Origin of the sequence: Streptosporangium sp. NPDC002544, assembly GCF_040295965.1 — a bacterium.
Taxonomy (GTDB): domain Bacteria; phylum Actinomycetota; class Actinomycetes; order Streptosporangiales; family Streptosporangiaceae; genus Streptosporangium.
Genome location: NZ_JBEOWJ010000011.1, coordinates 1 through 26,437, shown reverse-complemented (window position 1 = coordinate 26,437; position 26,437 = coordinate 1). Strand labels below are relative to the sequence as shown.

Here is a 26,437-nt window from a genome sequence, read left to right as displayed (position 1 = left end):
CCGCCGTGTGCGCGGGCCGGGCAGCCCCGATCCCTCCCCCGCGCACACGGCACGTCCTAGCCCGCCCGAGGAACCTGTGACGCGCGGCCTCTCCGCCGGGGCGAACCTTCCGGCGGCGGAGCCATGACCGGATTCAGGCGAGGCTGATGGAGTCGCCGTCCACCTTGATCGCCTTCTCCTCCAGCGGCTTCGAGGCCGGGCCGTCCGCCACGGAACCATCAGCGATCTTGAACTTGCTGCCGTGGCACGGGCAGTCGATGGTGCCGTCCACGACCTTGTCCACGTCGCATCCCTGGTGGGTGCAGACGGAGCTGAACGCCTTGAACTGGCCCGCGGCCGGCTGGGTGATCACGATCTTCTGGTCCTTGAAGACCTTGCCACCCCCCTCGGGGATGTCCGCGGTCTTGGCCAGGGCGTTCGCCACTGAGTCGCCCGCGCCGGCCTCCGGCGCCTGCGAGGACGCGGTCGACGAGGCGTCACCGCCGCTCGCCGCGGGCTCTTCCGAGCTCCCGCACGCGGTCAGCACCGCGGCCACCCCGGCCCCTCCGGCACCCAATATCACCGTACGACGTGTCGTCTCAGTCATGTATCTCCTCCAGGATCGTCATCTTCAGGTACGGCCGGCACCCCGATGACGGTTCAGCATGCCGTACGCCGTGTCAGGAGACTGTGAAGAATTACCTCCTTGGCGCTCTTTCTGGATCATCCGGAGAATCCCCCTGGAAACCCTCATCGCGGACTTCGGCCCCGATGAGCCCGACGAGCTCGACAAATCCGCCCCCTGGAGGAGAAGGCGTCGCGAACCGTCAGACCACGATGATCCCGTCACCCTCGACCTTCAGCGCGTACTGGACCAGCGGCGCCTCCGCCGGGCCCTTGAGGCATTTGCCGGAGTCGACGGCGAACTCGCTGCCGTGGCAGGGGCAGCGGATGACGCCGTCCCCGATCCCCCCGACCGCGCACCCCCGGTGCGGGCAGCTCGCCGTGAACGCCCTGAACACCCCAGAGGTCGGCTGGGTGATCACGATCTTCCACTTGGTGATCACCTTGCCGCCGCCCACCGGGATGTCGGCGGTCCTCGCGATGACCTTCCCCTTGATCCCCGGCGGCACGATGGCGGCGGCGGGCTCCCCGCTGCCGCACCCGGCCAGCGCCGCCCCGCACGCCACGGCCCCCGCGGCGGCGATCACCTGCCTGCGCGCAGGCATGGCGAAGGTTTCCTGCATGCTCATTGCGGCCCTTCTCGCAACGTCATCCCCGTCAGAACCGGGCTCCCGCGTCAAGGGTATTGACGGGGGAGCCCGGCCCTGAATCCGGCCTTCAGGTGCCGAGGATCTTGCGCAGGAAGCGGCCGGTGTGGCTCTCGTCGACCAGGGCGACGTCCTCGGGCGTGCCGACGGCGAGCACGCTGCCTCCCCTGGAGCCGCCCTCGGGGCCCATGTCGATCAGCCAGTCGGCGGTCTTGATCACGTCGAGGTTGTGCTCGATGACGATGACCGTGTTTCCGCCGTCGACGAGCTTGCCCAGCACACCCAGCAGCCTGCGGATGTCCTCGAAGTGCAGGCCGGTGGTGGGCTCGTCGAGCACATAGATCGTCCGACCGGTGGAGCGGCGCTGCAGTTCGGAGGCGAGCTTGACGCGTTGGGCCTCACCGCCGGACAGGGTCGTGGCGGGCTGGCCGAGCCTGACGTACCCCAGGCCGACGTCGTAAAGCGTCTGCAGGTAGCGCTTGATGGACGGGATGGAGTCGAAGAAGCCCAGGGCCTCCTCGATCGGCATGTCGAGCACCTCGGAGATCGTCTTGCCCTTGTAGTGGACCTCCAGGGTCTCCCGGTTGTAGCGCGCCCCGTGGCAGACCTCACAGGGCACGTAGACGTCCGGCAGGAAGTTCATCTCGATCTTGAGGGTGCCGTCTCCCGAGCACGCCTCGCACCGGCCGCCCTTGACGTTGAAGCTGAAGCGCCCCTTCTGGTAGCCGCGGACCTTGGCCTCCGTGGTCTGCGCGAACAGGTCACGGACCTTGTCGAAGACGCCGGTGTAGGTCGCCGGGTTGGAACGGGGCGTGCGGCCGATCGGCGACTGGTCCACATGCACGACCTTGTCGACCAGGTCCATCCCGTTGACCCGCGCGTGCCGGCCGGGGACGGTACGCGCGCCGTTCAGCTCCTTGGCCAGCGCGTTGTAGAGGATGTCGTTGACCAGGGTGGACTTGCCGGACCCCGAGACCCCGGTGACCGCGGTCAGCAGCCCGAGGGGGAACTCCACGTCGACGCCCTTGAGGTTGTGCTCGCGGGCGCCCTTCACGGTGAGCTGCCGCTTCCTGTCGCGCTTGCGGCGTACGGGAGGGATGGCGATGGTCTTGCGGCCGGACAGGTAGGCGCCGGTCATCGACTCCTCCGAGGCCAGCAGGTCGGCCACGGTGCCGGAGACGACGACCTGGCCGCCGTGCTCGCCCGCCCCCGGGCCGATGTCGACCACCCAGTCGGCGGCGGCGATGGTGTCCTCGTCGTGCTCGACCACGATGAGCGTGTTGCCCATGTCGCGCAGCCTGATCAGGGTCTCCAGCAGCCGCTGGTTGTCGCGCTGGTGCAGGCCGATGGAGGGCTCGTCCAGCACGTACAGCACACCGACCAGGCCGGAGCCGATCTGGGTGGCGAGCCGGATGCGCTGTGCCTCACCACCCGCGAGGGTACCTGAGGCCCGGTCCATGGTCAGGTAGTCGAGGCCCACGTCGAGCAGGAAACCCATCCGGGCGTTGATCTCCTTGACCACCCGCTCGGCGATGTGCATGTCACGGTCCGACAGCGTCAGTCCCGCCAGGAACGTCGCGCAGTCGCCGATCGACATCGCCGAGACCTCGGCGATCGAGCGGCCGTCGACCGTGACGGCCAGCGAGACCGGCTTGAGCCTGGCCCCCTCGCAGGCCGGGCACGGGATCTCCCGCATATAGCCTTCGTACTTCTCGCGCATGCCGTCGCTGTCGGACTCACCGTGGCGACGCTGCACCCAGGGGATGGCTCCCTCGAAGGTGGTGTAGTAGGAGCGCTCCCGGCCGTAGCGGTTGCTGTAGCGGACGTGGACCTGCTCGTCGTGACCGTAGAGCAGGGCCTTCTGCGCCTTCTTCGGCAGTCGCTCCCACGGGGTGTCGAGGCTGAACCCCATGTTCAGGCCGAGCGCCTCGACGAGGCGGACGAAGTAGTCGCTGGTGTGCCCCCCGGCCCACGGGGAGATCGCGCCCTCGCCCAGCGGCTTCTCCGGGTCGGGCACGATCAGGTCGGGGTCGACCTCCATGCGGACGCCCAGGCCCGTGCACTCGGGACAGGCGCCGAAGGGCGAGTTGAACGAGAACGAGCGGGGCTCCAGCTCCTCGAACGACAGGTCGTCGTAAGGGCAGTAGAGGTGCTCCGAGTAGAAGCGCTCACGGTTCGGGTCGTCCTCGGGCAGGTCGACGAACTCCAGGGTGATCGTCCCGCCCGACAGCTGCAGGGCGGTCTCCACCGAGCCGGTCAGGCGGCTGCTCGCGCCCTCCTTCACCGCCAGGCGGTCGACGATCACCTCGATGTCGTGCTTCTCCTGCTTCTTCAGCGTCGGCGGCTCATCCAGCCGGACCACCGTGCCGTCGACGCGGGCACGGGCGAAGCCCTTGGCCTGCAACTGGCTGAAAAGCTCGGCATACTCGCCCTTGCGGCCGCGGACCACCGGGGCGAGCACCTGGAAGCGGGTGCCCTCGGGGAGCTCCATCACCCGGTCGACGATCTGCTCGGGACTCTGCCTGGCGATCGCCCGCCCGCACTGGGGGCAGTGCGGCTTGCCGATGCGCGCCCAGAGCAGGCGCAGGTAGTCGTAGACCTCGGTGATCGTGCCGACCGTGGAGCGCGGGTTGCGGCTCGTCGACTTCTGGTCGATCGACACCGCGGGTGAGAGACCCTCGATGAAGTCGACGTCGGGCTTGTCCATCTGCCCGAGGAACTGCCGCGCGTAGGCCGACAGTGACTCGACATAGCGGCGCTGGCCTTCGGCGAAGATCGTGTCGAAGGCCAGACTGGACTTTCCCGAGCCGGACAGCCCGGTGAAGACGATCAGAGAGTCTCGCGGGAGGTCCAGCGAGACGTCCTTGAGGTTGTGTTCACGTGCACCACGCACGATGAGGCGGTCAGCCACGGTAGTCCCGACGTCGATTTAGAGGGTTGGAAGCGGTCGCGGGAAGACTAGCGAGAGGGACCGACAATTTTCCGGGCCGGCGTCCGGAGCTCAGGGGTTCCCCGCCCTCTCCAGACTACGGTCTTCTCTTGGATGTGGCAGGTCGTCCCCGGTTTCAACAGTGGGAACACCCCCCTTATGCCCCGCACCACCCGCCGGGCGGCGATGATGAGGGTGGGGGCGGGCACCGCCCGTGCCCCGCCCCGCCGTGACACCATCCGAGGAGAACCCGTGACGTACACCGGTGATGTGCAGGTCGGCGGCCCCGCAGACCTGCGTGAGCTGCCCGGCCTGACGATCGCCAAGCTGGCCGTCGGCCCGTTCGACAACAACGCCTACCTGCTCCGCTGCACCCGGACCGGTGACGGCGCGCTCATCGACGCGGCCGCCGAGCCCGACCGGCTGCTGGAGCTCATCGGTGACCGGCCGATCAGCAAGATCATCACCACCCACCAGCACGGCGACCACTGGCAGGCCCTGGAGGAGGTCGCCCGGGCGACCGGCGCCTCGGTGATCGCCCACCCGCTCGACGCGCCGGGGCTGCCGGTGCCGGTGGACCTGGAGGTGGGGCACGGCGAGGAGATCACCGTCGGCGAGGTCGGCCTGGAGGTGATCCACCTGCGCGGGCACACCCCGGGTTCGATCGCCCTGTACCACCCCGGCCACCTGTTCACCGGCGACTCGCTCTTCCCCGGCGGCGTCGGCAACACCAACAAGGATCCCGAGCGGTTCGCCCAGCTCTTCGCCGACGTGTCAGAGCGGATCTTCGACCGGCTGCCGGACGACACCTGGGTCTATCCGGGCCACGGCAAGGACACCACGCTCGGCGCCGAGCGCCCCTGCCTGCCCGAGTGGCGCGAGCGGGGCTGGTGACGCTCGCGGCGCGGAGGTCTCACCGCCCGCGCCGCCGGGGATCCTCCGCCCGCGGGGACCGCCGGTCCCGGCGGGCGGTTCCGGCGGTCAGCCGACTTCGGCGGACGCCCTGCGCTGCTCCTTGCGCTTCTCCCGCTTGAACATCAGGACACGCAGCGGGATGGCCGCCACGATCGTCATCTGCATGACGGCCCCGACCTTGATCAGCGTGTCGCCACCGGCCAGGCCCGCGACCCAGATGGTCAGGCAGGCAACATTGATCATCATCCAGGCGAGCACCCCGGCGGCCACGTTGCCCTTGGGCTTGGGGTACTCGATCCGGCTCACCATGAGATACGCCACACCGAAGATGGGCAGGATCGTCCAGGTCGACGGGGGGAACAGCAGTACGACCGAGACCACGGTCATGGCGCCCATCGGGATGGGCAGGCCCATGAAGTCGCCGCTCTTGGTCTTCACACAGGCGAAACGCGCCAGCCGGATGACCCCGGCCAGCAGCACGGACGCCGCCGCGGTCATCACCAGCAGGAACGGGATCTGTTGATTGAACCCCGCCCAGATGACCACCATGAAGGCGGGGGCGAAGCCGAAGCTGATCACGTCGGCGAGGTTGTCCAGCTCGGCGCCCATGGCCGAGGCGCGGAACTTCCTGGCCACCAGCCCGTCGAACAGGTCACAGGTGGCACCGATCAGCAGGAGCACCACGGCGGTGCCGAAGAACCGGGGGTCGGCCGCGAAGGGCTTGCCCTCCTGCAGCGCGTTGATGGCCGACCAGGAGAGCACACAGACCGCCAGGAAGCCGCAGAGGGCGTTGCCAAGCGAGAGGGAGTCGGCGGCCGACAGGCGGAACGCCTTGCCCACGGGCCCTCGCGGCTCGTCGTCCGTCTCGTCCATCGGCCAGCTCGCGTCAGCCGTGGTCAAGACCGGTCACCCCCGCGACGGTCCGTTGGCCCACCGAGACGGCCGGGGCGATCCCCTCGGGGAGGTAGACGTCGACCCGCGAGCCAAGCCTGATCAGGCCGATCCGCTCGGCTCTGGCGACCTTCGCCCCCTCGGCCACGTAGGGCACGATGCGGCGAGCGACCGCGCCGGCGATCTGGACGAACTCGATGTCGCCGAGCGCGGTGTCCAGGTGCCAGACGACCCGCTCGTTGGTGTCGCTGTCCTTGTTGAACGCGGGCAGGTACCCCCCGGAAACGTGCTCCACCGAGGTGACCGTGCCGGCCAGTGGCGCCCGGTTGACATGCACGTCGAGTGGGCTCATGAAGATCGCCACCCTGGTCCGGCCGTCCGGCCATGGATCGATGCTCTGCACCACACCGTCCGCGGGCGACAGGATCCGCCCGGTGCCCGGAGTCCGATCCGGATCGCGGAAGAACCAGAGCATCCCACCGGTGAGCGCGGTCAGCGGAACCGCCGCCAGCGCCCAGCGCCGGTCACGGCGGCTGAGCAGGGCGGTCACGGTGGCGGCGGCCACGGTCGGGAGCAACCACGGGGAGACGCCACGTGCCAGGCCCAGCGGACCTGGCCGGTGGCTTACTGAATCGTGGGACACAGGGAACCTTTTGTGATGTCTTGCGGCATTAGACCGGTATGTCTACCCGCTCTGGGGCAGGATGTTACCCATCTCTTAGCCCTTATAAGGCGCAATGAGACAAGCAAAGCGCCTCACACGCCGATTCGCTAGCCCTGCTCGACACTCGCCGGGGTGGTGTTTTCCTTGCCTGCACGAGCATCACGCCGGACCTTCGCCAGGCTGATCGCGGTGGTGACGACCATCGTGACGACGATAACCGACAGTGACACCCAGATCGGCACTTCGGGAGCCCAGGAAACGCCACTGGAGTGCAGCGCCTCAAGGATCAGCTTAACCCCGATGAAACCGAGGATGAACGCGAGACCGAAGCTGAGGTAGACCAGCCGCTGAAGCAGGCCTCCCAGCAGGAAGTAGAGCTGGCGCAGCCCCATCAGCGCGAACGCGTTCGCGGTGAAGACGATGAAGGCGTCGGTGGTCAGGCCGAAAATCGCCGGAATCGAGTCGAGCGCGAACAGCAGGTCGGTGGTGCCGATGGCGATCATGACGATCAGCAGCGGGGTGACCATGCGCCTGCCGTTGACCTTGACGACGACCTTGGAACCCACGTAGTCGTCGGTGTGCGGCAGCACACGCCGGGCCCAGCGCAGGACCGCGTTCTCCTGAAGGTCCTCCTCCTGGCCGAACTGGCGGACGAGCTGGACCGCGGTGTAGATCAGGAACAGGCCGAAGACGTAGAACAGCCAGCCGAAGCTGGACAGGGCGGCGGCGCCGAGGGCGATGAAGACGCTGCGCATGACCAGCGCCATCAGGATGCCGATCAGCAGCACCTTGTGCTGATAGATCTTCGGCACCGCGAAGCGGGTCATGATGATGTAGAAGACGAAAAGGTTGTCGACGCTCAGGCTGTACTCGGTGATGTAGCCGGCGAAGAACTGTCCCGCGGAGGTGGGGCCCGCGAAGATCCACAATACGATACCGAAAATCACCGCGAGGGTGACGTAGAAGCCGACCCAGAACCCGGCCTGCTTGAGGGAGAACTCCCGCGGCTCGCCCCGGTCGACGATCCACAGATCGAAGGCGAGAACGATGAGCAAACCGCCGATAACGGCCAACCATGCCCAGACAGGAACAATCACAACTGATAAACCTCCGGCGGCGCGCACGACAGACTGCCGGAGGTCTCTCCCGCCCGCATGAGGCATCGACTGAGATATGTCGAAGCGCGGACCGACAGCCCCGGGGGCCTCGTGGAGCGAGGCAACACCGTGATGACGAGACTGCCGCGAAGGGATACTCCCCCCCTAAACACGCCAGTATAGGTCTCCGGCATGGTGGCGCCTAATCCAACATCACGACCTCTCCGCCTGTTCCATCGGGCTTCCGGCCTCGCCCGCCGCCAGGCCCCAAACCCCCTCCGGGAATCTGGCGCGGACCGCGAACGGGTCCTTTCAGCCTCTTGGAGAAAGCCCGGCGTAGACCGCGAGCACCGCCTCCAGCGCCTCCGGCTCACCCGGCATCCCACGGCCTCGCCCGGCGGCGGCAGCGGCCAGCTCCTCCGCGAGACCGTCGTCGGCGAGCACCCTCGCGACCGCGTCGCGCATCGCCGCGACGTCCCCGTACGGCACCAGCAGCCCCGCCTCACCCACCATCGCCGGGATGCCCCCCACCGCGGTGGCGATGACCGCCGTCCCCGCCCGCAGGGCCTCCTGCACGGTGAGCGGCTGCCCCTCCCAGCGGCTCGGCACCAGCAGTGCCCTGGCCACCCCGAGCAGGTCCCCCACGTCGGTACGGGCACCGAGCAGCCGTACCGGCAGGTTCTCCCGGTCGATCCGCTCCTGCAACTCCGCTCGCAGCGGCCCCTCCCCCGCCACCAGGAACACCGGCCCCGACGCGTGCTCCGCGTCCCGGCGAACCTCCGGCAGGGCCTTCGCCACATCGAGCAGGGTCTCCAGGCCCTTCTGCTGGGCGAGCCTGGCGACCGTCAGGAAGATCACCCGCTCTCCCGTACCGAGCTCCCGCCGGATGTCCCCGGCCGCGCGCCCGGAAGGAGGCAGCGCGGGCGCCGGGACCACGGCGGCCTCGACCCCCCTGGCCCCCAGGTGGGCCATCCGCTCCCCCAGATCGGGGGAGACGACCAGGATCCGGTCGGCGCGGCGGGCCACGATCCGTTCCAGGAGGCCGTAGACCGCGCCGACCACGCCGCCCGCGGTCGCGGCGTTGTGCAGGGTCACCACCAGGCCGGTTCCGGTTCCGGCCAGCGCGATCGCCGCCAGCGCCCCGGCTCTCAGCCCGTGGGCGTGCACGGCATGCGCCCCGCGCAGCGTCCTGAGCGCCATGACCGCCCGTAGATCGTCGAGTGGGCGGGGCCGGTCGGAGATCGGCACCGGCACGAAGCGCGCGCCGAGTGCGGCGAACCCGAAGGCCCGCTCCGTGCTCGGGGGGCCCGCCACGACCACCCGGTGGCCGCCGCGCACCAGCCCTCCGGCCAGCATGGCGACGTGCCTGCCGACCCCTCCCTCGCTCGTTCCCAGCACGAACGCCACGCGCGTCCCCTGATCAACCGTCAAAACCGCTCCCCTCCTTCACCTGTCCCCCGCGCAGTCGTGCCAGCAGCGCCCGGGCGTCTCGCCTGTCGACCATCATCGCCACGGCCGCGAACGCGGCCACCCCGGCCGTCGCGGCGGCCAGTCCGACCGCCACGGACTCCCACCTGGACACCGCTCCGAAGGCGTCGACCAGGGACAACCCCGCCACCCAGGCCGCGACGCCGCCGACCAGGGCGGCCAGGAAGGTGCGCGGCGTTCCCTCCAACGCGGCCGCCCCCCTGGCCCGAAGCACCGCGAGGGCCAGCAGCAGCCCGCCGACGGTCATGCCGATCGTGCTGCCCAGTGCCAGTTGCCCGACCACGTCGGCCGGACCCGCCGCGGCGTGGGCGAGCACGACCTGGGCCGCCAGCGCGACGGCCCACCCGGCCACCGAGGCGACCGCCGCCGACCGCCCCAGACCGCAGGCGTACAGGATGCGGGCCAGGTGCAGCATGAGCGCGTACCCGGCCAGGCCGGGCGCGAACAGCGCGACGGCCCTGGCCATCTCGGCGGGCTCCCCGCCCGGGGTTTCCTCCAGGAAGACCCGCGACACCGGCAGCGCGACCGCCGCCATCACTCCGGCCGCGAGCCCCGTCACCAGCAGCACGATCCGCGTGGTGGAGGAGGTCAAAGCGTTGAACCCGGGCAGGTCCCCCTCTTCGGCGCGGGTGGACAGCACCGGGAAGGAGCTGGTGGCGATCGGCATCACGAGCACCGCGTACGGCAGCTGGTACAGCGCCCAGGCGTAGGTGTAGACACCGATCGCGCCCTTGCCGCCCAGGTCGTTGGCCAGAAGGATGACGACGAGCAGCGCGACCTGCTGCGCGATCAGCACGGCGATACCGGCGGTGGCGAGCCGGCGCGCCCGGGCCGCGACCCCGGGCGGGAACGACAGCGAGGGCCGCAGCCGGAGCTTGAGCCTGGCCACCGGGACGACCACGGTGAGCACCATCGCGGCGGCGGCGACGGTCGCGCCGAGGGAGAGCGAGAGCTGCCCCGCGGCGGTCAGGTCCGCCAGGTCCCTGGCGGCCGTCCCGTTGAGCGCCTCGAACAGCAGCATGGAGCCGACGATGAGCAGGCTGGAGACCAGCGGCGCCAGGGCCGGGCCCATGAACCGCCGGTGTGCCTGGAGCACGCCGTACAGGACGACGGCCAGTCCGAAGAAGATCATCCGGGGGGCGAAGACGACGAGCATGCCGGTGCCGACCTCGACGACCTCCGTCAGGTCGCAGCCGCTCGGACCGCCCACCAGCAGCGCGACGATCGGCCCGGCGAACGCCACGATGAGCAGTGCCAGCGGCACCATGACGAGCATCACCCAGGTGAGCAGCGCCGAGGTGATCTGGCCGGCCTCCGCCCTGGCCTCGGGGTCGTCGTCGGCCCTGGAGGCCGCCGAGGCCAGCACCGGCACCACCATCCCGGCCAGCGCGCCGCCCGCCACCAGCTCGAAGACGATGTTGGGCACGTAGTTGGCGGTGTTGTAGGCGGTGCTCAGGCAGAGGTTGCCGACGGTCTGCGACTGGACGAGATAGCGGCCGAACCCGACGAGCCGGGCCAGGACGGTCACGATCCCGATGAGAAGTGCCGCTCCCGCGACCCCCTGGGCGATCCTGCTGCTCATCGGGTGGCGGGTGCCTGCTCCACGGGACGACGGCCCAGCATGTCGAAGCGGTGCAGGACGGGGTTGCCCGCGATCACCTTGGTGAAACTGACCTTCTCCGAGGCGGCGGTCAGCGCGACCACTGTGCCGAGCACGGCCAGGCGTCCCGGACGGCCCAGGGTGACGGCGGCGGCCAGGCCGACAAGCGCGCCCAGCGCGTTGGCCCCCGCGTCGCCGAGCATGGCCCGCTCGCCGAGGTCCTCGGGCAGCAGCGCGGCGGCGGCGCCCATGGGAAGCGCGGCCAGGGTGGCCGGGACCGGGTCGTCCCTGAGCAGAGCCGCGGCGAGCAGGGGTGCGCCGGCGAGCAGGCCCACCTTGACGGCACGCCCGGGACGCAGGTCGAAGAGGTTGGCCAGGTTGGCGCTCCCGGCGATCAACGCGCCGTTGACGGCGACGTCGAGGGGCGCACGGGAGGTGGCGGCCGCGGCGGCCAGGCCGGTCGCGCCGATACCGAGGATCTTCACGGCCCCGCTGGTGACCTCCCCCTTGGCCAGGGCGCTCAGATGCCCCTTGAATCCCTTGGAGGAGGTCGCGCCGTACAGGTCGTCGTAGGCACCGAGGCCGCCGGCCCCCACCGCGGCCAGCAGCGCCGCCACCCGGGCCCTGCCGGTCAGGCCGGGGATCACGGCCGCCGCGGCACCGGCGCCGGCGACGAACGCCGGGCCCTCGAGCAGGGTGATCGGTTCGCCCCTGTGGTTCGTGCGCGCCCAGGTCTCCACATCGCCGACCGGAGGCCTGCGGGTGAAGGCCGCGTACGCGGCACGCGCGGCGACCGCGCCGAGGAGCGCACCGGTGAGGGCACCGAGAAAAGCACGACGAGCCATCGGGTCATCCTCCGGAGGTGGCCGTGACGGCCGTGGGGGTGGGCGTCGCGCTGGGCTTGATACCAGAGACGCCGGAGCCTATGCCGTACTGGCCGGCGAGCCCGGCCAGTTGCTCTCGGAGAGCGTAGACCACCACGACCCGCCCCGAGGGCATATCCGCGGTGTCGACACTGGAGACCTTCTCCGTGAAGGAGGTCTCCTCACGGAGCGCGGTGATGATCCCACCGGCCGCGGCGGAGGTCTGCGTACCGGCCAGTACCGTGCCCTGGCCCACCTCGTCGAGGCCCAGCGCCAGTGCCACGAGCGCGCTCGCCCGCCCGGCGGCGGTCTCTCCGGTGTACGCCTCCGCAGGGGCGATCATCAGGGCCAGTTCCGCGCGCTTGGCGGGGTCGTCGGTGATGGTGAGCAGGCCGGCGCGCTGGAAGGCGTCGAGGATGCCCACGCCGGCCGGATGCTCCTTGCCCGCCTGGACGGGGTCGCTGGTCACGATCGCGTCGGCGAGCACCTGGGCCGCCTTGTCGTATGCCGTGCCCTCGACGGGGAAGACGGTCTCGGCGGCCTTGGCCCCGACGGCCAGCTTGTCGACGAAACCCGTCTGGGTGGGATCGATGTACCTCTCGGTGAGGGTGATCCGGCCGGTCACGATCGCCCCGGCCTCCTCGATCACCTGCTGCGCCGACTCACGCACGCTCACCGTGGCGCCCGGTGCCTCGACGACCACGACACGCTTGCCCACGAGCGCGTCCTGGACCAGCCGGGGGGTGTCGGCGGCCACGAAGGCGTCGTTGCCCGCCTCCCGCCGCTGCAGGGCCTCCACCTGGGTGCGGAGCTCGTTGTTGCCCTCGCGGAGCTGGTTGGCCAGGCCCTCGCTCGCCTTGATGACGGGGTCTTCGAGGAGGGTGGTGCCCAGCACGATGCCCACCGACAGCGCGAGGAAGATCGCGACGATGGAGACGAGGTGATAGCGGAAATCGATCACGAGAAGAGTCCGACCAGCCAGAAGATGAAGCCGCTCCAGACGTCGCGGACGCTGTCCAGCCAGATCTTGCCCACCGGAGAGACGACGATCGCCACTCCCATGGTGATCAGCGTGGTGGCGACGAGCAGGAGCAGGGACGGGGTGGAGATCCGGCTGCGGTAGAGCCGGCTGACGCCCTTTGCGTCGACGAGCTTGCTGCCCACCCGCAGGCGGGTGAGAAAGGTGCTGGCCATGCCGGAGCGCCCCTTGTCGAGGAACTCCACCAGCGTCGCGTGGGTGCCGACGGCGACGATGAGGTCGGCGCCCTTGTCGTCGGCGAGCAGCATGGCGATGTCCTCGCTGGTGCCGATCGCCGGGAAGATCACCGCGCTGCGACCGAGCTGCTGGACCCGTTCCAGCCCCGGCGCCCTGCCGTCGCGGTAGGCGTGCACGACCAGCTCGGCACCGGTGGTGAGCGCCTTGGTGGAGACCGAGTCGAAGTCGCCGACGATGATGTCCGGCAGGTAACCGGCCTCCAGCAGCGCGTCGGCCCCGCCGTCCACCCCGATCATGACCGGGCGGTATTCACGGATGTAGGGACGGAGGGCGGCGATGTCCTCCTTGTAGTGGTAGCCGCGCACCACGATGAGGACGTGCCTGCCCTCCATGACGGTCCGGATGTCGGGAACGCCGATCCCGTCGATGAGGAGATCACGCTCGCGGCGGACGTACTCCATGGTGTTGGCCGCGAACGCCTCGATCTGCACGGTCAGCCCGGCCCGCGCCTCGGTCATCGCGGCCTCGACGGACTCGGGGGTCTGCACGTCGCCCTTGCCGACCGCCTCCTCGTCGAGGTAGACGACGCCCTCGTGCAGCCGGACCAGGTCCCCGTCCTTGATCCGCTCGAACAGCTCGGAGGTGGCGTTGTCCACGAACGGCACTCCGGCGTCAACGATGATCTGCGGGCCCAGGTTGGGGTAACGGCCGCTGATGCCCGCGGCGACGTTGACGACGCCTGCCGCACCGCACGCGACAAGCGCCTCCGCGCTAACCCGGTCAACGTCAACGTGATCGATAATCGCGATTTCCCCGGCCCTGAGGCGCTTGGTCAGCCTCTTGGTCCGCCGATCGATTCTCGCCACTGCCGTCACCCCGGGAAGGTCCGTGACCTTCCTGCGGCGGAGGTACCCGGTGAGCCTGTCTTGAAGCCCGTCAATCGGCACCTTCATCACGACCATCCTGCCAGAGTGAACGACCAGGAGAGCCAAACAGTCGGCAGCGTGTCAGATACGTCACCCGTGACCCCCGCCACCTGCTCCCCCGGAACATACGGATTACTCTTTCAAACCGCTACTTACTCCCTCGTCTCTCCTTCCGGAGGCGTCCGGTCACGCCTTGTCCGCGGCCGCGATCGACAGGAGCTCCTCCGCGTGCGCGCGGCCCAGCTCGGAGTTCTCGAGCCCGGCGAGCATGCGGGACAGCTCCCGCGCCCTGCCGTCCTTGTCGAGGGCGATCACGCCGCTCCGCACCACGCTCCCGTCATCGGCCTTCTCCACGACGAGATGCTGGTCGGCGAAGGCCGCGACCTGCGGAAGGTGGGTGACGACGATCACCTGGGAGGTCCTGGCCAGCCGCGCCAGCCTGCGGCCGATCTCCACCGCGGCCTTGCCGCCCACGCCTGCGTCGACCTCGTCGAAGACGAACGTCGGGACCGGGTCGGCGCCGGCGAACACCACCTCGATGGCGAGCATCACCCGGCTCAGCTCGCCGCCCGAGGCGCCCTTGTTCAGCGGCAGGGGCGGCGAGGCGGGGTGCGGCGACAGCCGCAGCTCGACCTCGTCGACACCGTGCGGGCCGAACTCGGGGGCGGCGACGATGGTGACCACCACCCTGGCGTGCGGCATGGCCAGCGCGGTGAGCTCCTCGGTCACGGCCTGCCCGAAGCGCTCCGCGGCCACCGACCTGACCCGGGTCAGGTCGGCGGCCAGCTCGGTGAGGCGCCCGGTGAGCTCCTCGTGCTCGCGGGTGAGCTCACCGATGCGGTCGTCGTCACCGTCGAGCTCCGCGACGCGTGCGGCGGCCCGAGCGGCCCAGGCGAGCACCTCTGCGGTGTCCTGGCCGTACCTGCGGATGACATGGATGAGCGCGGCCCGCCGCTCCTGCACCGCCGCGAGCCGACCCGGATCCGCGTCGATCGACTCGGCGTACGCGGCCAGCTCGGTGGCGACGTCGGAGATCAGGTAGCCCGCCTCGGCGAGCCTTTCGGCGATCCCGGCGAGCGCCGGGTCGAAGTCGCGCACCGCCTCGACCGCCGTGCGGGCCTCGCCGACCAGCGCGATGGCGTCCGGCATGGCCTGCTCACCGGACATCGGGTCACCGAGCAGCGCCCGGTGCGCCGTCTCGGCGGCACTCCGGAGGGAGTCCGCGTGGGAGAGCCGTTCCTCCTCCTCGCGCAGCTCGGTCTCCTCGCCGGCCTTGGGGTCGGCCCTCTCGATCTCACCGAGCCCGAACCTGAGCTGGTCGGCCTCCTGGGCGCGCTCCCTGGCTCTGGTGGTCAGCTCGGCCAGCTGCTCCGCGATCTTCCTGTGCCGCTTGTACGCCTGCTCGTAGGCGCGCAGCGGCTTGACCAGTTCCTCGCCCGCGTAGCGGTCGAGAGCGGCGCGCTGGCGGCCGGGCTGCAGCAGCCGCTGCTGGTCCATCTGGCCGTGCACGGCCACCAGGTCCTCGGCCAGGTAGGTGAGCGTGCCGACGGGGACGGTGCGCCCCCCCAGCCAGGCACGGCTGCGCCCCTCGACGGAGACGGTCCGAGAGATGATCAACTCGCCGTCCTCGACCTCGCCGCCCACGTCCTGCACCTGCTGCGCGACCCGTCCCGCCGGGTCGACGATCAGTGTGCCCTCGATGGTGGCCCGCTCGGAGCCGGGACGGACCCGGGCGGGATCGGCCCGGCCGCCGAACAGCAGCCCCAGACCGGTCACCACCATGGTCTTGCCCGCACCCGTCTCGCCCGTGACCACGGTGAATCCCGGCGATAGCACCAGGACGGCCTCGTCGATCACGCCGAGCCCCTGGATGCGGACCTCCTCGACCCTAGGTCGCACTGGTCCCTCCCGTCACATCGAATTCACCGAACATCAGTGCGGTGCGCGGGCACGATCCTACGCGCTTGAGACGTCACCCGCCCTGCCGTACTAGGGCCTCACCCGTCCGCGCCACCCCTGTACAGGGAGATCGAACTTGGCGACCAACCTGTCGGTGAACGGCGCGCCCGTGTCCTCCAGACCGTGCAGCCGAGCCAGTCGTACCGGTAGCTCGGCCCGCCGCAGTTCCACCCTCGCCCCGGCGGGCAGGTCGAACCTGCGGCGCCCGTCGCACCACAGCACCGCTCCCGCGGTCTCCGTCTGGACCTCCAGCGCGAGCCTGGAGCGGGGCGAGACCACCAGGGGCCGGGAGAACAACGCATGGGCGCTGATCGGCACCAGCAGCAGCGCCTCCACCTCGGGCCAGACGACCGGCCCTCCCGCGGAAAAGGCGTACGCGGTGGAACCGGTCGGCGTGGCGCAGATCACCCCGTCACACCCCCAGCGCGACAACGGGCGCCCGTCGATCTCGGCGACCACCTCGAGCATTCTCTCGCTCTTCTCGACGGTGGCCTCGTTCAGCGCCCAGCTGTCGGCCAGCAACTTGCCGTTGAGGCGGGCGGTGACCTCGATGGTCATCCGCTCCTCGACGTCGTAGCGACCTTCCACCACGCTGTCGACCGCGACCGCCAGGTTCTCCACCTCGGCCTCCGCCAGGAAGCCCACGTGTCCGAGGTTCACCCCCAGCAGCGGCACGCCGGCCGGGCGGGCGAACTCGGCCGCCCGCAGGAGGCTCCCGTCGCCGCCGAGCACGATCATCATCTCGGCGTCGTCGACCGCCGCCGAACCGGCGGGCACCACGTCGGCCCCGGCGCAGGCGATCTCGTCGGCCTCGGCGCTGAGGACGCGCACGGTCAACCCGGCGTCCAGGAACCGCTGGATCACCATCCGGGCGCTGTCGACGGCCGCCGGCCGGCCGGTGTGCGCGGTGACCAGCACGACGCGCTTGGCAGTCATCTCATCTCCTCGAGCGTGGAGACCCCGAGCTCTGGCTCTGGGGAGGAAGTCCAACTCAGCTCTTCCAGTGTGGGTGCCCCGAGTTTCGGCTCCGGGCAGGATGTCAGGTCGCGCTCTCCCGGGTCGCCCGCTACCGGGGCCCCTCCGCCACCGCTCGCTCGATCTCGGCGCCGAGGTCGGCGACCGGCGGAGCCCCCTCCCCCTTACCCAGCCAGATGACGTACTCGACGTTGCCCGACGGGCCGGGCAGCGGGCTGGCGGTGACCCCTCGCACGGTCAGGCCGAGCGCCCGCGCGGCTTCGGCCACGTCCTGCACGGCCTCCGCGCGGAGCGCGGGGTCGCGGACGACGCCGCCCGCGCCGACCCGCTCCCGGCCAACCTCGAACTGGGGCTTGACCAGCATCGCGAAATCGGCCCGCTCGGCGGCGCAGCGCACCAGGGCGGGCAGCACCAGGCGCAGCGAGATGAAGGAGAGGTCTCCGACGACCAGGGTGGGCGCCTCGCCGACCATGTCCGGCGTCAGGTCCCTGACGTTGACGCGCTCCATGACCGTGACCCTGTCGTCGGTCCGCAGTGACCACGCGAGCTGGCCGTAGCCGACGTCGACGGCCAGCACGTGGGCCGCACCGCCGCGCAGCAGCACGTCCGTGAAGCCTCCGGTGGAGGCACCGGCGTCCAGGCAGCGGCGCCCGGCGACTGTGAGGCCGAGGGGACCGAATGCCTCCAGCGCGCCGAGGAGCTTGTGCGCCCCTCGCGAGACGTAGTCCGGGCCCTCGGCCGCCTCCACCACCACGATGGCCGAGGCGGTGTCGACCTGGGTCGCCGCCTTGGCCGCCACCCGGCCGCCGACGCTGACCCTGCCGGCCTCGATGAGCTGGGCCGCCTGTTCCCTGGACCGCGCCAGCCTCCTGCGGACGAGTTCGCTGTCGAGGCGTGCCCGCCGGCTCACGGGTGCCGGTCCGGGACGTCGTTCACCGAGGCGAGCGTCTGCTCCAGTCCGGTGAGCACCTCCTCGAAGACGTCCGCGTGCGCGGAGACGGGCAGGGCGCCGAGCCGGGCGAGCCCGCCCAGCGCGGCGTCCGCCCGCTCGTCGCCCGTCTCCTCAAGCAGGTCCGTCATACGCCCCCTCCGAATCCTCTCCTGGTCGTCTCGGCCGTCGTGGCCGTCTCGGCACCCCTTGCCGCCGCACGGACGCGACGCTCACCGGCCCCGTGCCCGTGAATTCCCCGACCGTATCGGAACCCGCGTCCCCCGTCGCCCCGGCGGGCCTCCTCGGTTCCGTCGCCTCCCGCCTCCCTCCGCCCCGGCGTGGGCCAGGAGAGCGGATTCTTCAAAGCTGGGTAAAGCGCGAACTATCGCGAGGGTCTCGCGCGTTGTCATCTCGTTAAGGTCGGCGGCCGCCCAAGCGCACCCTCCTCGGGGTTTCGTACGCCGCGGTGTATGCCTCTTTCCCGGCACACCCCGCGCCGGATTGCATGCCGTACCCATGTGGAACGCTACCGTCCGTACCTGAAAGGGATTCAGGCCGGTCCGGAAGAGAAGGGAGCGCCACGCGATGGCGACCGTCGACGAGTGCCGGGCGGCACTGCGCAAACTCGCCGAGCAGTTCGACGAGGTTGACCAGGCAAGCCGCGCCAAGCACGTGGTCGAGCGCAGTATCAGCTGCCACATCAAGGATCTCGGCGTGACCTTTTACGGTCGCATCCACCACGGCGGCCTCGGCCCCTTCGAGGATCAGCCCTCGGACGACGGCAGGGAGGCCGAGGTGAAGCTGACCATCGGCAGCGATGATCTCGTCGCCCTGGTCAACGGGGAACTCGACATGGGACGGGCCGTGTTCGGCGGCCGGGTCAGGGTCGACGCCAGTTTCGGAGACCTTCTCCGCCTGCGCAAGCTTCTCTGAGGATCCCGCCCGAGGGCGGGATCACCTGAGGGGAGAGGCCGCCTGGACGAAGGTGGCCCTCTCAGCCGGCGGGCGAGAGCGCGGAGTCGAGTGCCGCCTTCACCGCGTCCTCGTCCGCCCGGCCCTCCCCTGCGGCCTCCCAGGTCGCGGCTGAGGCGGCGCGGAGGCCGTCGAGCGGCTCACCTCCACCCTCAAGGGTGAGGGCACCCCCCTCCCAGCGGGCCGTCCACCCGTCGCAGGTCCACCCGTCCCCGGCCCGCCGTACCTCGGGATAGGGCCGGTGCAGTGCGGACAGATCGCCGGCGACATAGGTCGGCCGGTGCCGGGGGGCGGCGGTCAGTACGTCGAGCGCGCTCGCCACCCCCGTCAGAACCAGCAGGCTGTCGACTCCGGCGTTGGTCGCCCCCTCGATGTCGGTGTCGAGCCGGTCGCCGACCACCAGGGGCCGCCGCGATCCGGTACGGAGCATCGACTCCCGGTGCAGGGGCGGCTCGGGCTTGCCCGCGACGATCGGCTCCACCCCGGTCGCCGTGGCGATGACCCTGACCATCGCGCCGTTGCCGGGAAACTCGCCTCTGCCGGTCGGCATGGTCGAGTCGGCGTTCGCGGCCACGAAGAGCGCCCCCTCCCGCACCGCGAGTGTCCCCTCGGCCAGCAGGCCGTAGGAGAGGTCGGGGGCTATGCCCTGGACGACCGCGACCGGGCTGTCCAGCGCGGTGCTGACCGGACGCAGACCATGGGCGCGCAACGCGGTGCGCAGTCCCATCCCGCCGACCACCAGCACCGCGGCACCCGGTTCGACCCGCTCGGCCACGAGCCGTGCGGCGGCCTGGGCGGAGGTGACGACGTCGTCGGGGGTCGCCGGAGCGCCCAGCGCGCTCAGGTGCTGGGCGATGGCGCCGGGGGTGCGTGAGGCGTTGTTGGTGACATAGGCGAGGCGCACGCCACGCTCCGCCGCCCGGCGTAGCGCCTCGGGCGCCCCGGGTACGGCGTCGCGCCCGAGATACACCACCCCATCGAGATCAAGGAGGAGGGTGTCGTACAGGTCGATCAGCGCATTCGTGTCCACTGACCTATTTCATCACCCACGTTCCATTGCTCGCACAGATCACATATGGATCACATCCGGCGGGCCCGTAACGTGGCGCGCACGCTTTTCAAAGCGGAGACGTAGTGCCGCTGGTCGGGCCGCATCGCGACGGCGATGGCCAGCGGCTCCTGGGCTCCCTCCATGTCCCCGGTCCGCCACAGGGCGAGCCCGAGACCGAAATACGCGTAGTCCTCGGCTGGATTCGCATCGATGATCCAGCGAAAGCTGTCGACCGCGTCGGCGTACTGCCGGGAGTTGAACTGCGCCCGGGCGAGGGCCTCACGGATGCTCCGGGACTCCGGCTCCGCGTAGGCCGCCCGCTCCAGCAGCGCGGCAGCCGCCGCCGGGCTCCCCTCGGCCAGCAACCTCATCCCTCGTTGAAACCATTCGTAGACGTCCCCGACCGGAGCGCCCGTCTCGGGGTTGGGGGAATCAGACGGACCGCTACGTCCTTGGACCATTGTGTGAGGCCTCCTTCATCGACAGACGACAGATCTGGCCGACTCCCTGACGGGACCGGGCACCACCGCAGCCTCGAGACGGCGCCCGGCCGTTTCAGGCCTTTATGGCAGCATGCCCTCTATGGCGAATCCTGAACTGCCGGTGCCCGGCGGGCTGGTGCTACGCCCGTTCCGCGGCGTACGGTTCACGGTCGACGATCTGGCCGGGGTCACCTCACCGCCTTACGATCTCATCGACGAGGCGGGCGTACGGGAGTTGCTCGACACCCACCCCAACAACGTGGTGCGTTTGATCCTTCCCGGCATCGACCAGCCCAGGTACGCCGAGGCGCGGGAGAGGCTTCAGGAGTGGCTCTCCTCCGGAGTGCTGGCCGCCGACGAGACACCCGCGATCTACGTCTACGAGCAGTCCGGGCCCGGGATCCTGCAGCGCGGACTCATCGGCGACGTGGGCCTGGCGGGGCCGGACCAGCACATCGTCCTGCCGCACGAGAACGTGATGCCCGGACCGGTCGCCAACCGGCTGGCGCTGATGCGCACCACGGAGGCCAACCTGGAGCCGATCTTCCTGCTCTACGACGGCGCGGGCGGCGCCGCCACCCGCCTCGTCGACCGGACCGCCACATCCCGGCCTCCGCTGGCGGAGGCGGTGACCGGCGACGGGGTCAGACACCGGCTGTGGGCCGTCACCGACACCGGTGAGCTCGCCTCCATCAACGCCGATCTCCGCCCTCGCCAGGCCCTGATCGCCGACGGGCACCACCGCTACGCCACCTACCTCGAACTCCAGCGGGAACACCACGCCTCAAGGCCCGCGGAGCCCGGGCCCTGGGATTTCGGTCTCGCACTCCTGGTGGACTCCGGCGCCTACCCCCCGCATCTGAAGGCCATCCATCGGGTCATTCCCGAGCTGCCGCTCGGGGAGGCGCTGGCCAAGGCCAGGGGCTCCTGGCAGGTACAGGAGCACGCGGGCCTGGCCGAGGGGCTGGCCGCGCTGGAGGAGAGCACCGGACCGGCCTACCTGTTGTCCGGCGGGGGCCCCACCTACCTGCTCACCGACCCCGACCCCGACCGGCTCGCGCACGCCATGCCGACCGACCGCTCGGCCGGATGGCGGGCGCTGAACACCTCCATCCTCGCGGAGTTCCTCCTGCCGAAGGTGTGGGGGATGCGGGACGACGAGCGTTCGGTGCGCGTCGTCCACCACGATCCGGAGGCCGCCACACAGCTCGCGCGGGCCTCCGGCGGGACGGCGGTGCTGCTGCGCCCGCTGGCGGTCGAGGACGTGCTCGCGATCGCGGCCCGGGGAGAACGGGTGCCCCGCAAGTCCACCTCCTTCGGCCCCAAGCCCCGCACAGGCCTGGTCCTGCGTCTGCTCAGCACTTCGGCCCAGAGCCCGCCCACGAGCGGTCCGGCCCCCCAGGAAGCCGGGGCTTTGAGCGACTCCGAGGTCTCTGGCTCCCGGAGGTCCGAACAGTGACCGAGATCACACGGTCACCCCGGAGACGACAGCTCAGCGGCCCGCACAAGCGGCACCGGGTCGCTTGCCCGCGACATCTTTCTTCGCGTACGGAAGCGAGCGACCGAGGACGACTCTCTACGATGTGAGCTGCACCGGAATGGCCGAATACCGTTCTGGGGACGCCGGTTCCAGTTATGAGGTGACCTGTGGACAACATCACCGCCCTCGGCGGAGACGTCTATGAGATCGACACGAGGATGGCCGGATACTCCAGTATCACGGCCGGATACCTGATTCTCGGAGATCGGCCCTGCCTGGTGGAGACGGGTACCTCCACCTCGGCTCCCGTGGTACGCGACGCCCTGACCTCGCTGGGCGTCGGCCCGGCGGATCTCGCCACGATCGTTGTCACGCACATCCACCTGGACCACGCGGGCGGAGTCGGGGACCTTGCCGGTTTCTACCCGGACGCGGAGGTCGTGGTTCACGAGAAAGGCGCCCGGCATCTCGCCGACCCGGCCAAACTGATGGCCAGCGCGCGAATGGTCTGGGGCGACAAGCTGGACATCCTGTTCGGCGAGCTCTCCCCCACCGAAGCCTCACGAATTCGCGCGTTAGGCGACACAGGCACCATCGACCTCGGCAACGGACGCACGCTGAGCAGCCACTACTCCCCGGGACACGCCAAACATCACGTGGGGCTCATCGACTCCGGCACCGGTGACCTCTACGTCGGCGACGCGGCCGGGGTCTACCTTCCGGAGACGGGCGACCTACGCCCCGCCACGCCCCCGCCGGACTTCGACCTGCGGACCGCACTGGACTCGATCGCCCTGTTCAAGGCGCTGGGCCCGCAACGGCTGCTCTTCAGCCACTACGGGCCGGTCACGGACGTGGAAGAGATTCTGGGACGCTCCGCCGAGGAGTTGCGCGTCTGGGTCGACCTGACCCGTCAGGCCCGCGCGCAGGCCATGGACCTGGACCACGCGGTGGCCATGGTCAGGGAGCGGACCCGTGACCGCTATGCGGCGCTGAAGGCGGACGAGGCCACCGCCGAGCAGTTCGAACTGCTGAGCGGCGCCCCGTCCAACGTGGCTGGAATCCTGCACTGGCTGGACCGGACAGAGCCGTAAGGAGGCGTCCCCCGGACCCAGGGCCGCACTGGAATCGCCATTTCGGGTGAACGGGCCGTTCGCCCGTTCACCCGAAATACGGCGAAGTCCCCCGGGGAGCTACTTCTCCTCGGGCTTGCTCCGGCGATTCTGGCCCTGCTCGTCGGCCTCGTCCCGATCGTCGTGGATATCGGGGGCATCGCGGAGAATATCGCCGAAGTCAGGTTCGATGAAGGCCGGCTCGACAGCCAGGTCGGCCTTTCCCTCCTTCTCCTGGACCTTCCGCTCGATACCCGCCGTTCCGTTCGCGTCGGGAGCGCCGTTGTCCAGGGCGTCACCGATCACGGGCTTTCCCGTGCCGAACGCCTCCTCGTAGAGATCGTCTTCGTCCTCGATGTCCGCGTCCAGAGTCGCCACGTCGTCGATGTCGACCTCGTCGATGACGTCGTCGGCGTCGATCTCGTCATCGGCGTCGTCATCGGCGTCGTCCAGGAAGCGGTCGTCGTCGACGGCTTCCTCGTCCTGGAACTCGTCGTCCTCTTCGAGATCCTCGATGACGGCCCCGGTCAGCTCCGCGTAACGCTCGGCCGCATCGGTCTCGCCCTCCTCGTCGAAAGCCATCGCCCGGCCGAACCACTCGGTGGCGGGCCCCTCGTGACCCGCCTCGAACAACGCGTCGGCGTAGGCGAAGGCGAGACGGGCCGACCAGGGCTGAGGACGCGTGTCGCGCAACTCGGGAAGGCGCTGGAGGGTGATGACCGCGGCATCGTTCTGGCCGAGATCACGCCGGGCGCCGGATTCCACGATGGCGAGCTCGATCTTGCCGGCGCGGTCGAGCCGCTCGGCCTCCTTGGAGCGGACCAGGTCGAGGGCGCGCTCGGGGCGGCCGAGGCCACGCTCGCAGTCCGCCATGATCGGCAGGAACGAGTCAGAACCCGTCATCCGGCGGGCCGCACGCAGGTCACTGAGTGCTTCGGAGAAGTGGCCGGCATGGTAGGCCGCGATGCCGACCGCCTCGCGGATCACTCCGATCCTGGCCGCGAAGCGGCGGGCGACCTTGGTGTGCTCGTACGCCCGCTCCGCGTCGTCCTCGCCCAGAGCCCTCTCGGCTGCCACGAGGTGGCGAGAGATCAGCTCCGCGAGGTCGAGCGGGAGGGAACGGAGCTCCTCGCGAATCTCCTTGTCGAGCTCCTCCGCGGTGATGTCCGGGGCAAGCTCGGGCAATTCCTCACGCTGGCGGCTGGGAGCCTCGTCACGGCCACCGGGCCGGTCATCCCGGCCATAACGGGTGCGTGACCCCTCACCATCGCGGTCTCCCCGGTAGCCGCCGGCGGGACGGTCGTCACGGTTGAAGGGCCTGCGCTCACCACGGTCATCGCGGTTGAACGGCCTGCGCTCACCGCTGTCGGGACGCGAACCGTAACGGCTACGAGCCTGGTCACGGTCACCGTACGAACGACGCTCCCCACCCGGACGATCATCACGGTTGAACGACGGACGCTCCCCACCCGGACGATCGTCACGGTTGAACGGCCTGCGCTCACCACGATCATCGCGGTTGAACGGCCTGCGCTCGCCGCTGTCGGGACGCGAACCGTAACGGCTACGAGCCTGGTCACGGTCACCGTACGAACGACGCTCCCCACCCGGACGATCATCGCGGTTGAACGACGGACGCTCCCCACCCGGACGGTCATCGCGGTTGAACGGCCTGCGCTCACCACGATCGTCACGGTTGAACGACGGACGATCTCCCCGGTAACCACCACCCGGACGATCATCTCGGTCGAACGGCCTGCGCTCACCACGATCGGGACGCGAACCATACTGGCCACGCGACTGATCGCGGTCACCGTACGAACGACGCTCCCCACCCGAGCGGTCGTCACGGTTGAACGGCCTACGCTCACCACGATCATCGCGGTTGAACGACGGACGCTCCCCACCCGAACGGTCATCGCGGTTGAAGGGCCTGCGCTCACCACGATCATCGCGGTTGAACGGCCTGCGCTCACCGCTGTCGGGACGCGAACCGTAACGGCTACGAGCCTGGTCACGGTCACCGTACGAACGACGCTCCCCACCCGGACGATCATCACGGTTGAACGACGGACGCTCCCCACCCGAACGATCGTCACGGTTGAACGGCCTACGCTCACCACGATCATCGCGGTTGAACGACGGACGCTCCCCACCCGAACGGTCATCGCGGTTGAACGGCCTGCGCTCACCACGATCGTCACGGTTGAACGACGGACGATCTCCCCGGTAACCACCACCCGAACGGTCATCGCGGTTGAACGGCCTGCGCTCACCACGATCGTCACGGTTGAACGACGGACGATCTCCCCGGTAACCACCACCCGGACGATCATCTCGGTCGAACGGCCTGCGCTCACCACGATCGGGACGCGAACCATACTGACCACGCGACTGATCGCGGTCACCGTACGAACGACGCTCCCCACCCGAACGGTCGTCACGGTTGAACGGCCTACGCTCACCACGATCGTCACGGTTGAACGACGGCCTGTCCCCGCGGTCACGGGCTCCGTAGGAACCGCCTCGGGGCTGGTCGCGATCACCATAGGAACGCTGGTTGTCACCACGCGGTCCCGAAGACCTCTGCCCACCGCCCGGCCGGTCGTCTCGGTTGAAAGGAGGACGACCGGAACCACGGTCGTCACGGTTGTAGGACGGCCTGTCGCCGCGGTCACGAGAGCCGGAAGAACCGCCCGGGCGCCACTCTCGGCGCTCACCATATCGGGGGCCGTCTCCCGGACGTCCCCTGTAGCCACCTGCGCGATCGCCGCGGTGACCTCCCTGACCGCCAGATCCGCGGTTCTCGCCCTCTTCGCGTCGACCCGCGCCTTCAGGCCGGTTGTCACTGTTCACTTCTGGTCCATTCGTTGGCTCACTCTGCGAGCGCATCCCATCTCCTCGATCGGATGGGACGGTTCGCTGTGCGGGCGGTCTCCGGCCGCGGGGTGCGCCCCGTTCGCTATCGCTGCCCCGCCCTATCGTGGTCTGGCGCGACGAAGGCCACCCGCTGGTGGGGTGGCCCGGCCTCTCCAGCCTAGCAAGCCATCGAAACTCCATACGCCCTTCTCCGGTACCCGTAAATGATCACGAACGTCGTGGCGCAGTCCATTGCCGGATTTCAGAGCGCTGCGGAGTGTCCGGTCCCCGCCTGCCACCGCAGGTTCGGCAGAGCAGAGGGTCGCTCAGCTGAGGCTCTCCCCGATGGCGAAAGAACTCCAGCGGCCCGTGGAGGCCTTAACCGGAACACGAGCGGCTGGCTTTTCCATCAAGCCCCTACTCCTGGGATGATTTCCGCATCTCCCAGAAGCACCTTTCGGGACTCTCCTTGGAAAGCACGAGAAACACTGGCCGACGGTTCGGATTCCAGTGCGTGGAAACACCAAGAACGCCCACCGACCGGCGGGAGTACAGGTACAGCCCCTTGATCGGAGGCTCCCCGGAAACCATTACGAACCGGTAAGAGTCGAGGCCGGCCCCCCTTACCCGGAAGCCCACTGAAAACCCCAGAAAAACCCCGCAAGCCCCTTCCCGGAAGCTCCCCGGAAAGCACGAAGGCCCCCACCAAAGGTGAGGGCCCTCATGAAAGATTGTCCGGCGGCGACCTACTCTCCCACACCGTCCCCGGTGCAGTAC

The 26,437-nt window shown here is 69.8% G+C and carries 23 protein-coding genes; 4 read left to right on the top strand and 19 right to left on the bottom strand.

Features of this window, described 5'->3' with window-relative positions; translation table 11 throughout:
* Positions 1-133 precede the first annotated feature (133 nt).
* The 3 genes from ABT061_RS18445 to uvrA form a co-directional block, all read right to left on the bottom strand.
* A complete protein-coding gene (locus tag ABT061_RS18445; protein ID WP_350918761.1) occupies positions 134-586 on the bottom strand; it encodes a Rieske (2Fe-2S) protein in 453 nt (150 codons plus the stop codon).
* A gap of 220 nt (positions 587-806) precedes the next feature.
* Positions 807-1,232, bottom strand: coding sequence for a Rieske (2Fe-2S) protein (locus ABT061_RS18440; protein ID WP_350918758.1), 426 nt, complete (start codon positions 1,230-1,232; stop codon positions 807-809).
* Between the two features lie 88 nt (positions 1,233-1,320).
* Positions 1,321-4,161, bottom strand: coding sequence for an excinuclease ABC subunit UvrA (uvrA, locus tag ABT061_RS18435; RefSeq protein ID WP_350918755.1), 2,841 nt, complete (start codon positions 4,159-4,161; stop codon positions 1,321-1,323).
* Between the two features lie 270 nt (positions 4,162-4,431).
* Here uvrA and ABT061_RS18430 point away from each other — a divergent pair, with 270 nt between their 5' ends.
* Positions 4,432-5,073, top strand: a complete 642-nt coding sequence (locus tag ABT061_RS18430) for an MBL fold metallo-hydrolase (RefSeq protein ID WP_350918752.1) — start codon at positions 4,432-4,434, stop codon at positions 5,071-5,073.
* An 87-nt stretch (positions 5,074-5,160) separates the two neighbouring features.
* On the opposite strand, the gene pssA is transcribed toward ABT061_RS18430, so the two are convergent.
* From pssA to ABT061_RS18370, 12 genes are all read right to left on the bottom strand, one after another.
* Entirely contained in the window at positions 5,161-5,994 is an 834-nt protein-coding gene (gene pssA / locus ABT061_RS18425) for a CDP-diacylglycerol--serine O-phosphatidyltransferase (RefSeq protein WP_350918749.1), read from the bottom strand.
* Positions 5,981-6,628: a phosphatidylserine decarboxylase gene (locus tag ABT061_RS18420; RefSeq protein WP_350918746.1), complete on the bottom strand. Its 648-nt coding sequence runs from the start codon at positions 6,626-6,628 to the stop codon at positions 5,981-5,983. The genes pssA and ABT061_RS18420 overlap by 14 nt, the downstream gene beginning before the upstream one ends.
* 128 nt (positions 6,629-6,756) lie before the next feature.
* The gene (locus tag ABT061_RS18415) at positions 6,757-7,746 is read right to left on the bottom strand and encodes a TerC family protein (RefSeq protein ID WP_350918743.1); all 990 of its coding nucleotides are present in this window, start codon (positions 7,744-7,746) and stop codon (positions 6,757-6,759) included.
* 312 nt (positions 7,747-8,058) lie between these two features.
* On the bottom strand, positions 8,059-9,177 hold the full coding sequence (locus tag ABT061_RS18410) for a glycosyltransferase family 4 protein (RefSeq protein WP_350918740.1): 1,119 nt from the start codon (positions 9,175-9,177) through the stop codon (positions 8,059-8,061).
* A complete protein-coding gene (gene murJ / locus ABT061_RS18405; protein WP_350918737.1) occupies positions 9,167-10,816 on the bottom strand; it encodes a murein biosynthesis integral membrane protein MurJ in 1,650 nt (549 codons plus the stop codon). Before murJ ends, ABT061_RS18410 begins: the two co-directional genes overlap by 11 nt.
* Positions 10,813-11,679, bottom strand: coding sequence for a hypothetical protein (locus tag ABT061_RS18400; protein ID WP_350918734.1), 867 nt, complete (start codon positions 11,677-11,679; stop codon positions 10,813-10,815). The genes murJ and ABT061_RS18400 overlap by 4 nt, the downstream gene beginning before the upstream one ends.
* A gap of 4 nt (positions 11,680-11,683) precedes the next feature.
* Positions 11,684-12,658, bottom strand: a complete 975-nt coding sequence (locus ABT061_RS18395; protein WP_350918731.1) for a copper transporter — start codon at positions 12,656-12,658, stop codon at positions 11,684-11,686.
* Positions 12,655-13,866, bottom strand: coding sequence for a putative cytokinetic ring protein SteA (gene steA / locus ABT061_RS18390; protein ID WP_350918729.1), 1,212 nt, complete (start codon positions 13,864-13,866; stop codon positions 12,655-12,657). Before steA ends, ABT061_RS18395 begins: the two co-directional genes overlap by 4 nt.
* Positions 13,867-14,025: 159 nt before the next feature.
* A complete protein-coding gene (gene recN, locus ABT061_RS18385; RefSeq protein ID WP_350918726.1) occupies positions 14,026-15,738 on the bottom strand; it encodes a DNA repair protein RecN in 1,713 nt (570 codons plus the stop codon).
* Positions 15,739-15,828: 90 nt separating this feature from the next.
* On the bottom strand, positions 15,829-16,734 hold the full coding sequence (locus ABT061_RS18380) for an NAD kinase (protein ID WP_343968981.1): 906 nt from the start codon (positions 16,732-16,734) through the stop codon (positions 15,829-15,831).
* A gap of 130 nt (positions 16,735-16,864) precedes the next feature.
* Positions 16,865-17,683, bottom strand: a complete 819-nt coding sequence (locus tag ABT061_RS18375; protein WP_350918723.1) for a TlyA family RNA methyltransferase — start codon at positions 17,681-17,683, stop codon at positions 16,865-16,867.
* Positions 17,680-17,853 carry a hypothetical protein gene (locus tag ABT061_RS18370; RefSeq protein WP_350918720.1) on the bottom strand — a complete coding sequence of 58 codons (174 nt, stop codon included), beginning with the start codon at positions 17,851-17,853 and terminating at the stop codon, positions 17,680-17,682. The genes ABT061_RS18375 and ABT061_RS18370 overlap by 4 nt, the downstream gene beginning before the upstream one ends.
* A 436-nt stretch (positions 17,854-18,289) precedes the next feature.
* Here ABT061_RS18370 and ABT061_RS18365 point away from each other — a divergent pair, with 436 nt between their 5' ends.
* Positions 18,290-18,637 (top strand): SCP2 sterol-binding domain-containing protein, encoded by a 348-nt coding sequence (locus ABT061_RS18365; protein WP_350918717.1) that lies wholly within the window; start codon positions 18,290-18,292, stop codon positions 18,635-18,637.
* A gap of 61 nt (positions 18,638-18,698) precedes the next feature.
* Here ABT061_RS18365 and ABT061_RS18360 read toward each other — a convergent pair whose 3' ends face one another.
* Both ABT061_RS18360 and ABT061_RS18355 read right to left on the bottom strand, forming a co-directional pair.
* Positions 18,699-19,706, bottom strand: a complete 1,008-nt coding sequence (locus tag ABT061_RS18360; RefSeq protein WP_350918714.1) for an HAD-IIA family hydrolase — start codon at positions 19,704-19,706, stop codon at positions 18,699-18,701.
* A gap of 50 nt (positions 19,707-19,756) precedes the next feature.
* The gene (locus ABT061_RS18355; RefSeq protein WP_343968972.1) at positions 19,757-20,188 is read right to left on the bottom strand and encodes a tetratricopeptide repeat protein; all 432 of its coding nucleotides are present in this window, start codon (positions 20,186-20,188) and stop codon (positions 19,757-19,759) included.
* 121 nt (positions 20,189-20,309) lie between these two features.
* Here ABT061_RS18355 and ABT061_RS18350 point away from each other — a divergent pair, with 121 nt between their 5' ends.
* Both ABT061_RS18350 and ABT061_RS18345 read left to right on the top strand, forming a co-directional pair.
* A complete protein-coding gene (locus ABT061_RS18350; RefSeq protein WP_350918711.1) occupies positions 20,310-21,668 on the top strand; it encodes a DUF1015 family protein in 1,359 nt (452 codons plus the stop codon).
* A 188-nt stretch (positions 21,669-21,856) separates the two neighbouring features.
* Positions 21,857-22,783, top strand: a complete 927-nt coding sequence (locus tag ABT061_RS18345) for an MBL fold metallo-hydrolase (protein ID WP_350918708.1) — start codon at positions 21,857-21,859, stop codon at positions 22,781-22,783.
* A gap of 99 nt (positions 22,784-22,882) precedes the next feature.
* Here ABT061_RS18345 and ABT061_RS18340 read toward each other — a convergent pair whose 3' ends face one another.
* Both ABT061_RS18340 and ABT061_RS18335 read right to left on the bottom strand, forming a co-directional pair.
* On the bottom strand, positions 22,883-23,986 hold the full coding sequence (locus ABT061_RS18340; RefSeq protein WP_350918705.1) for a hypothetical protein: 1,104 nt from the start codon (positions 23,984-23,986) through the stop codon (positions 22,883-22,885).
* Positions 23,893-25,650, bottom strand: coding sequence for a hypothetical protein (locus ABT061_RS18335; protein ID WP_350918702.1), 1,758 nt, complete (start codon positions 25,648-25,650; stop codon positions 23,893-23,895). The genes ABT061_RS18340 and ABT061_RS18335 overlap by 94 nt, the downstream gene beginning before the upstream one ends.
* Between the last annotated feature and the right edge of the window lie 787 nt (positions 25,651-26,437).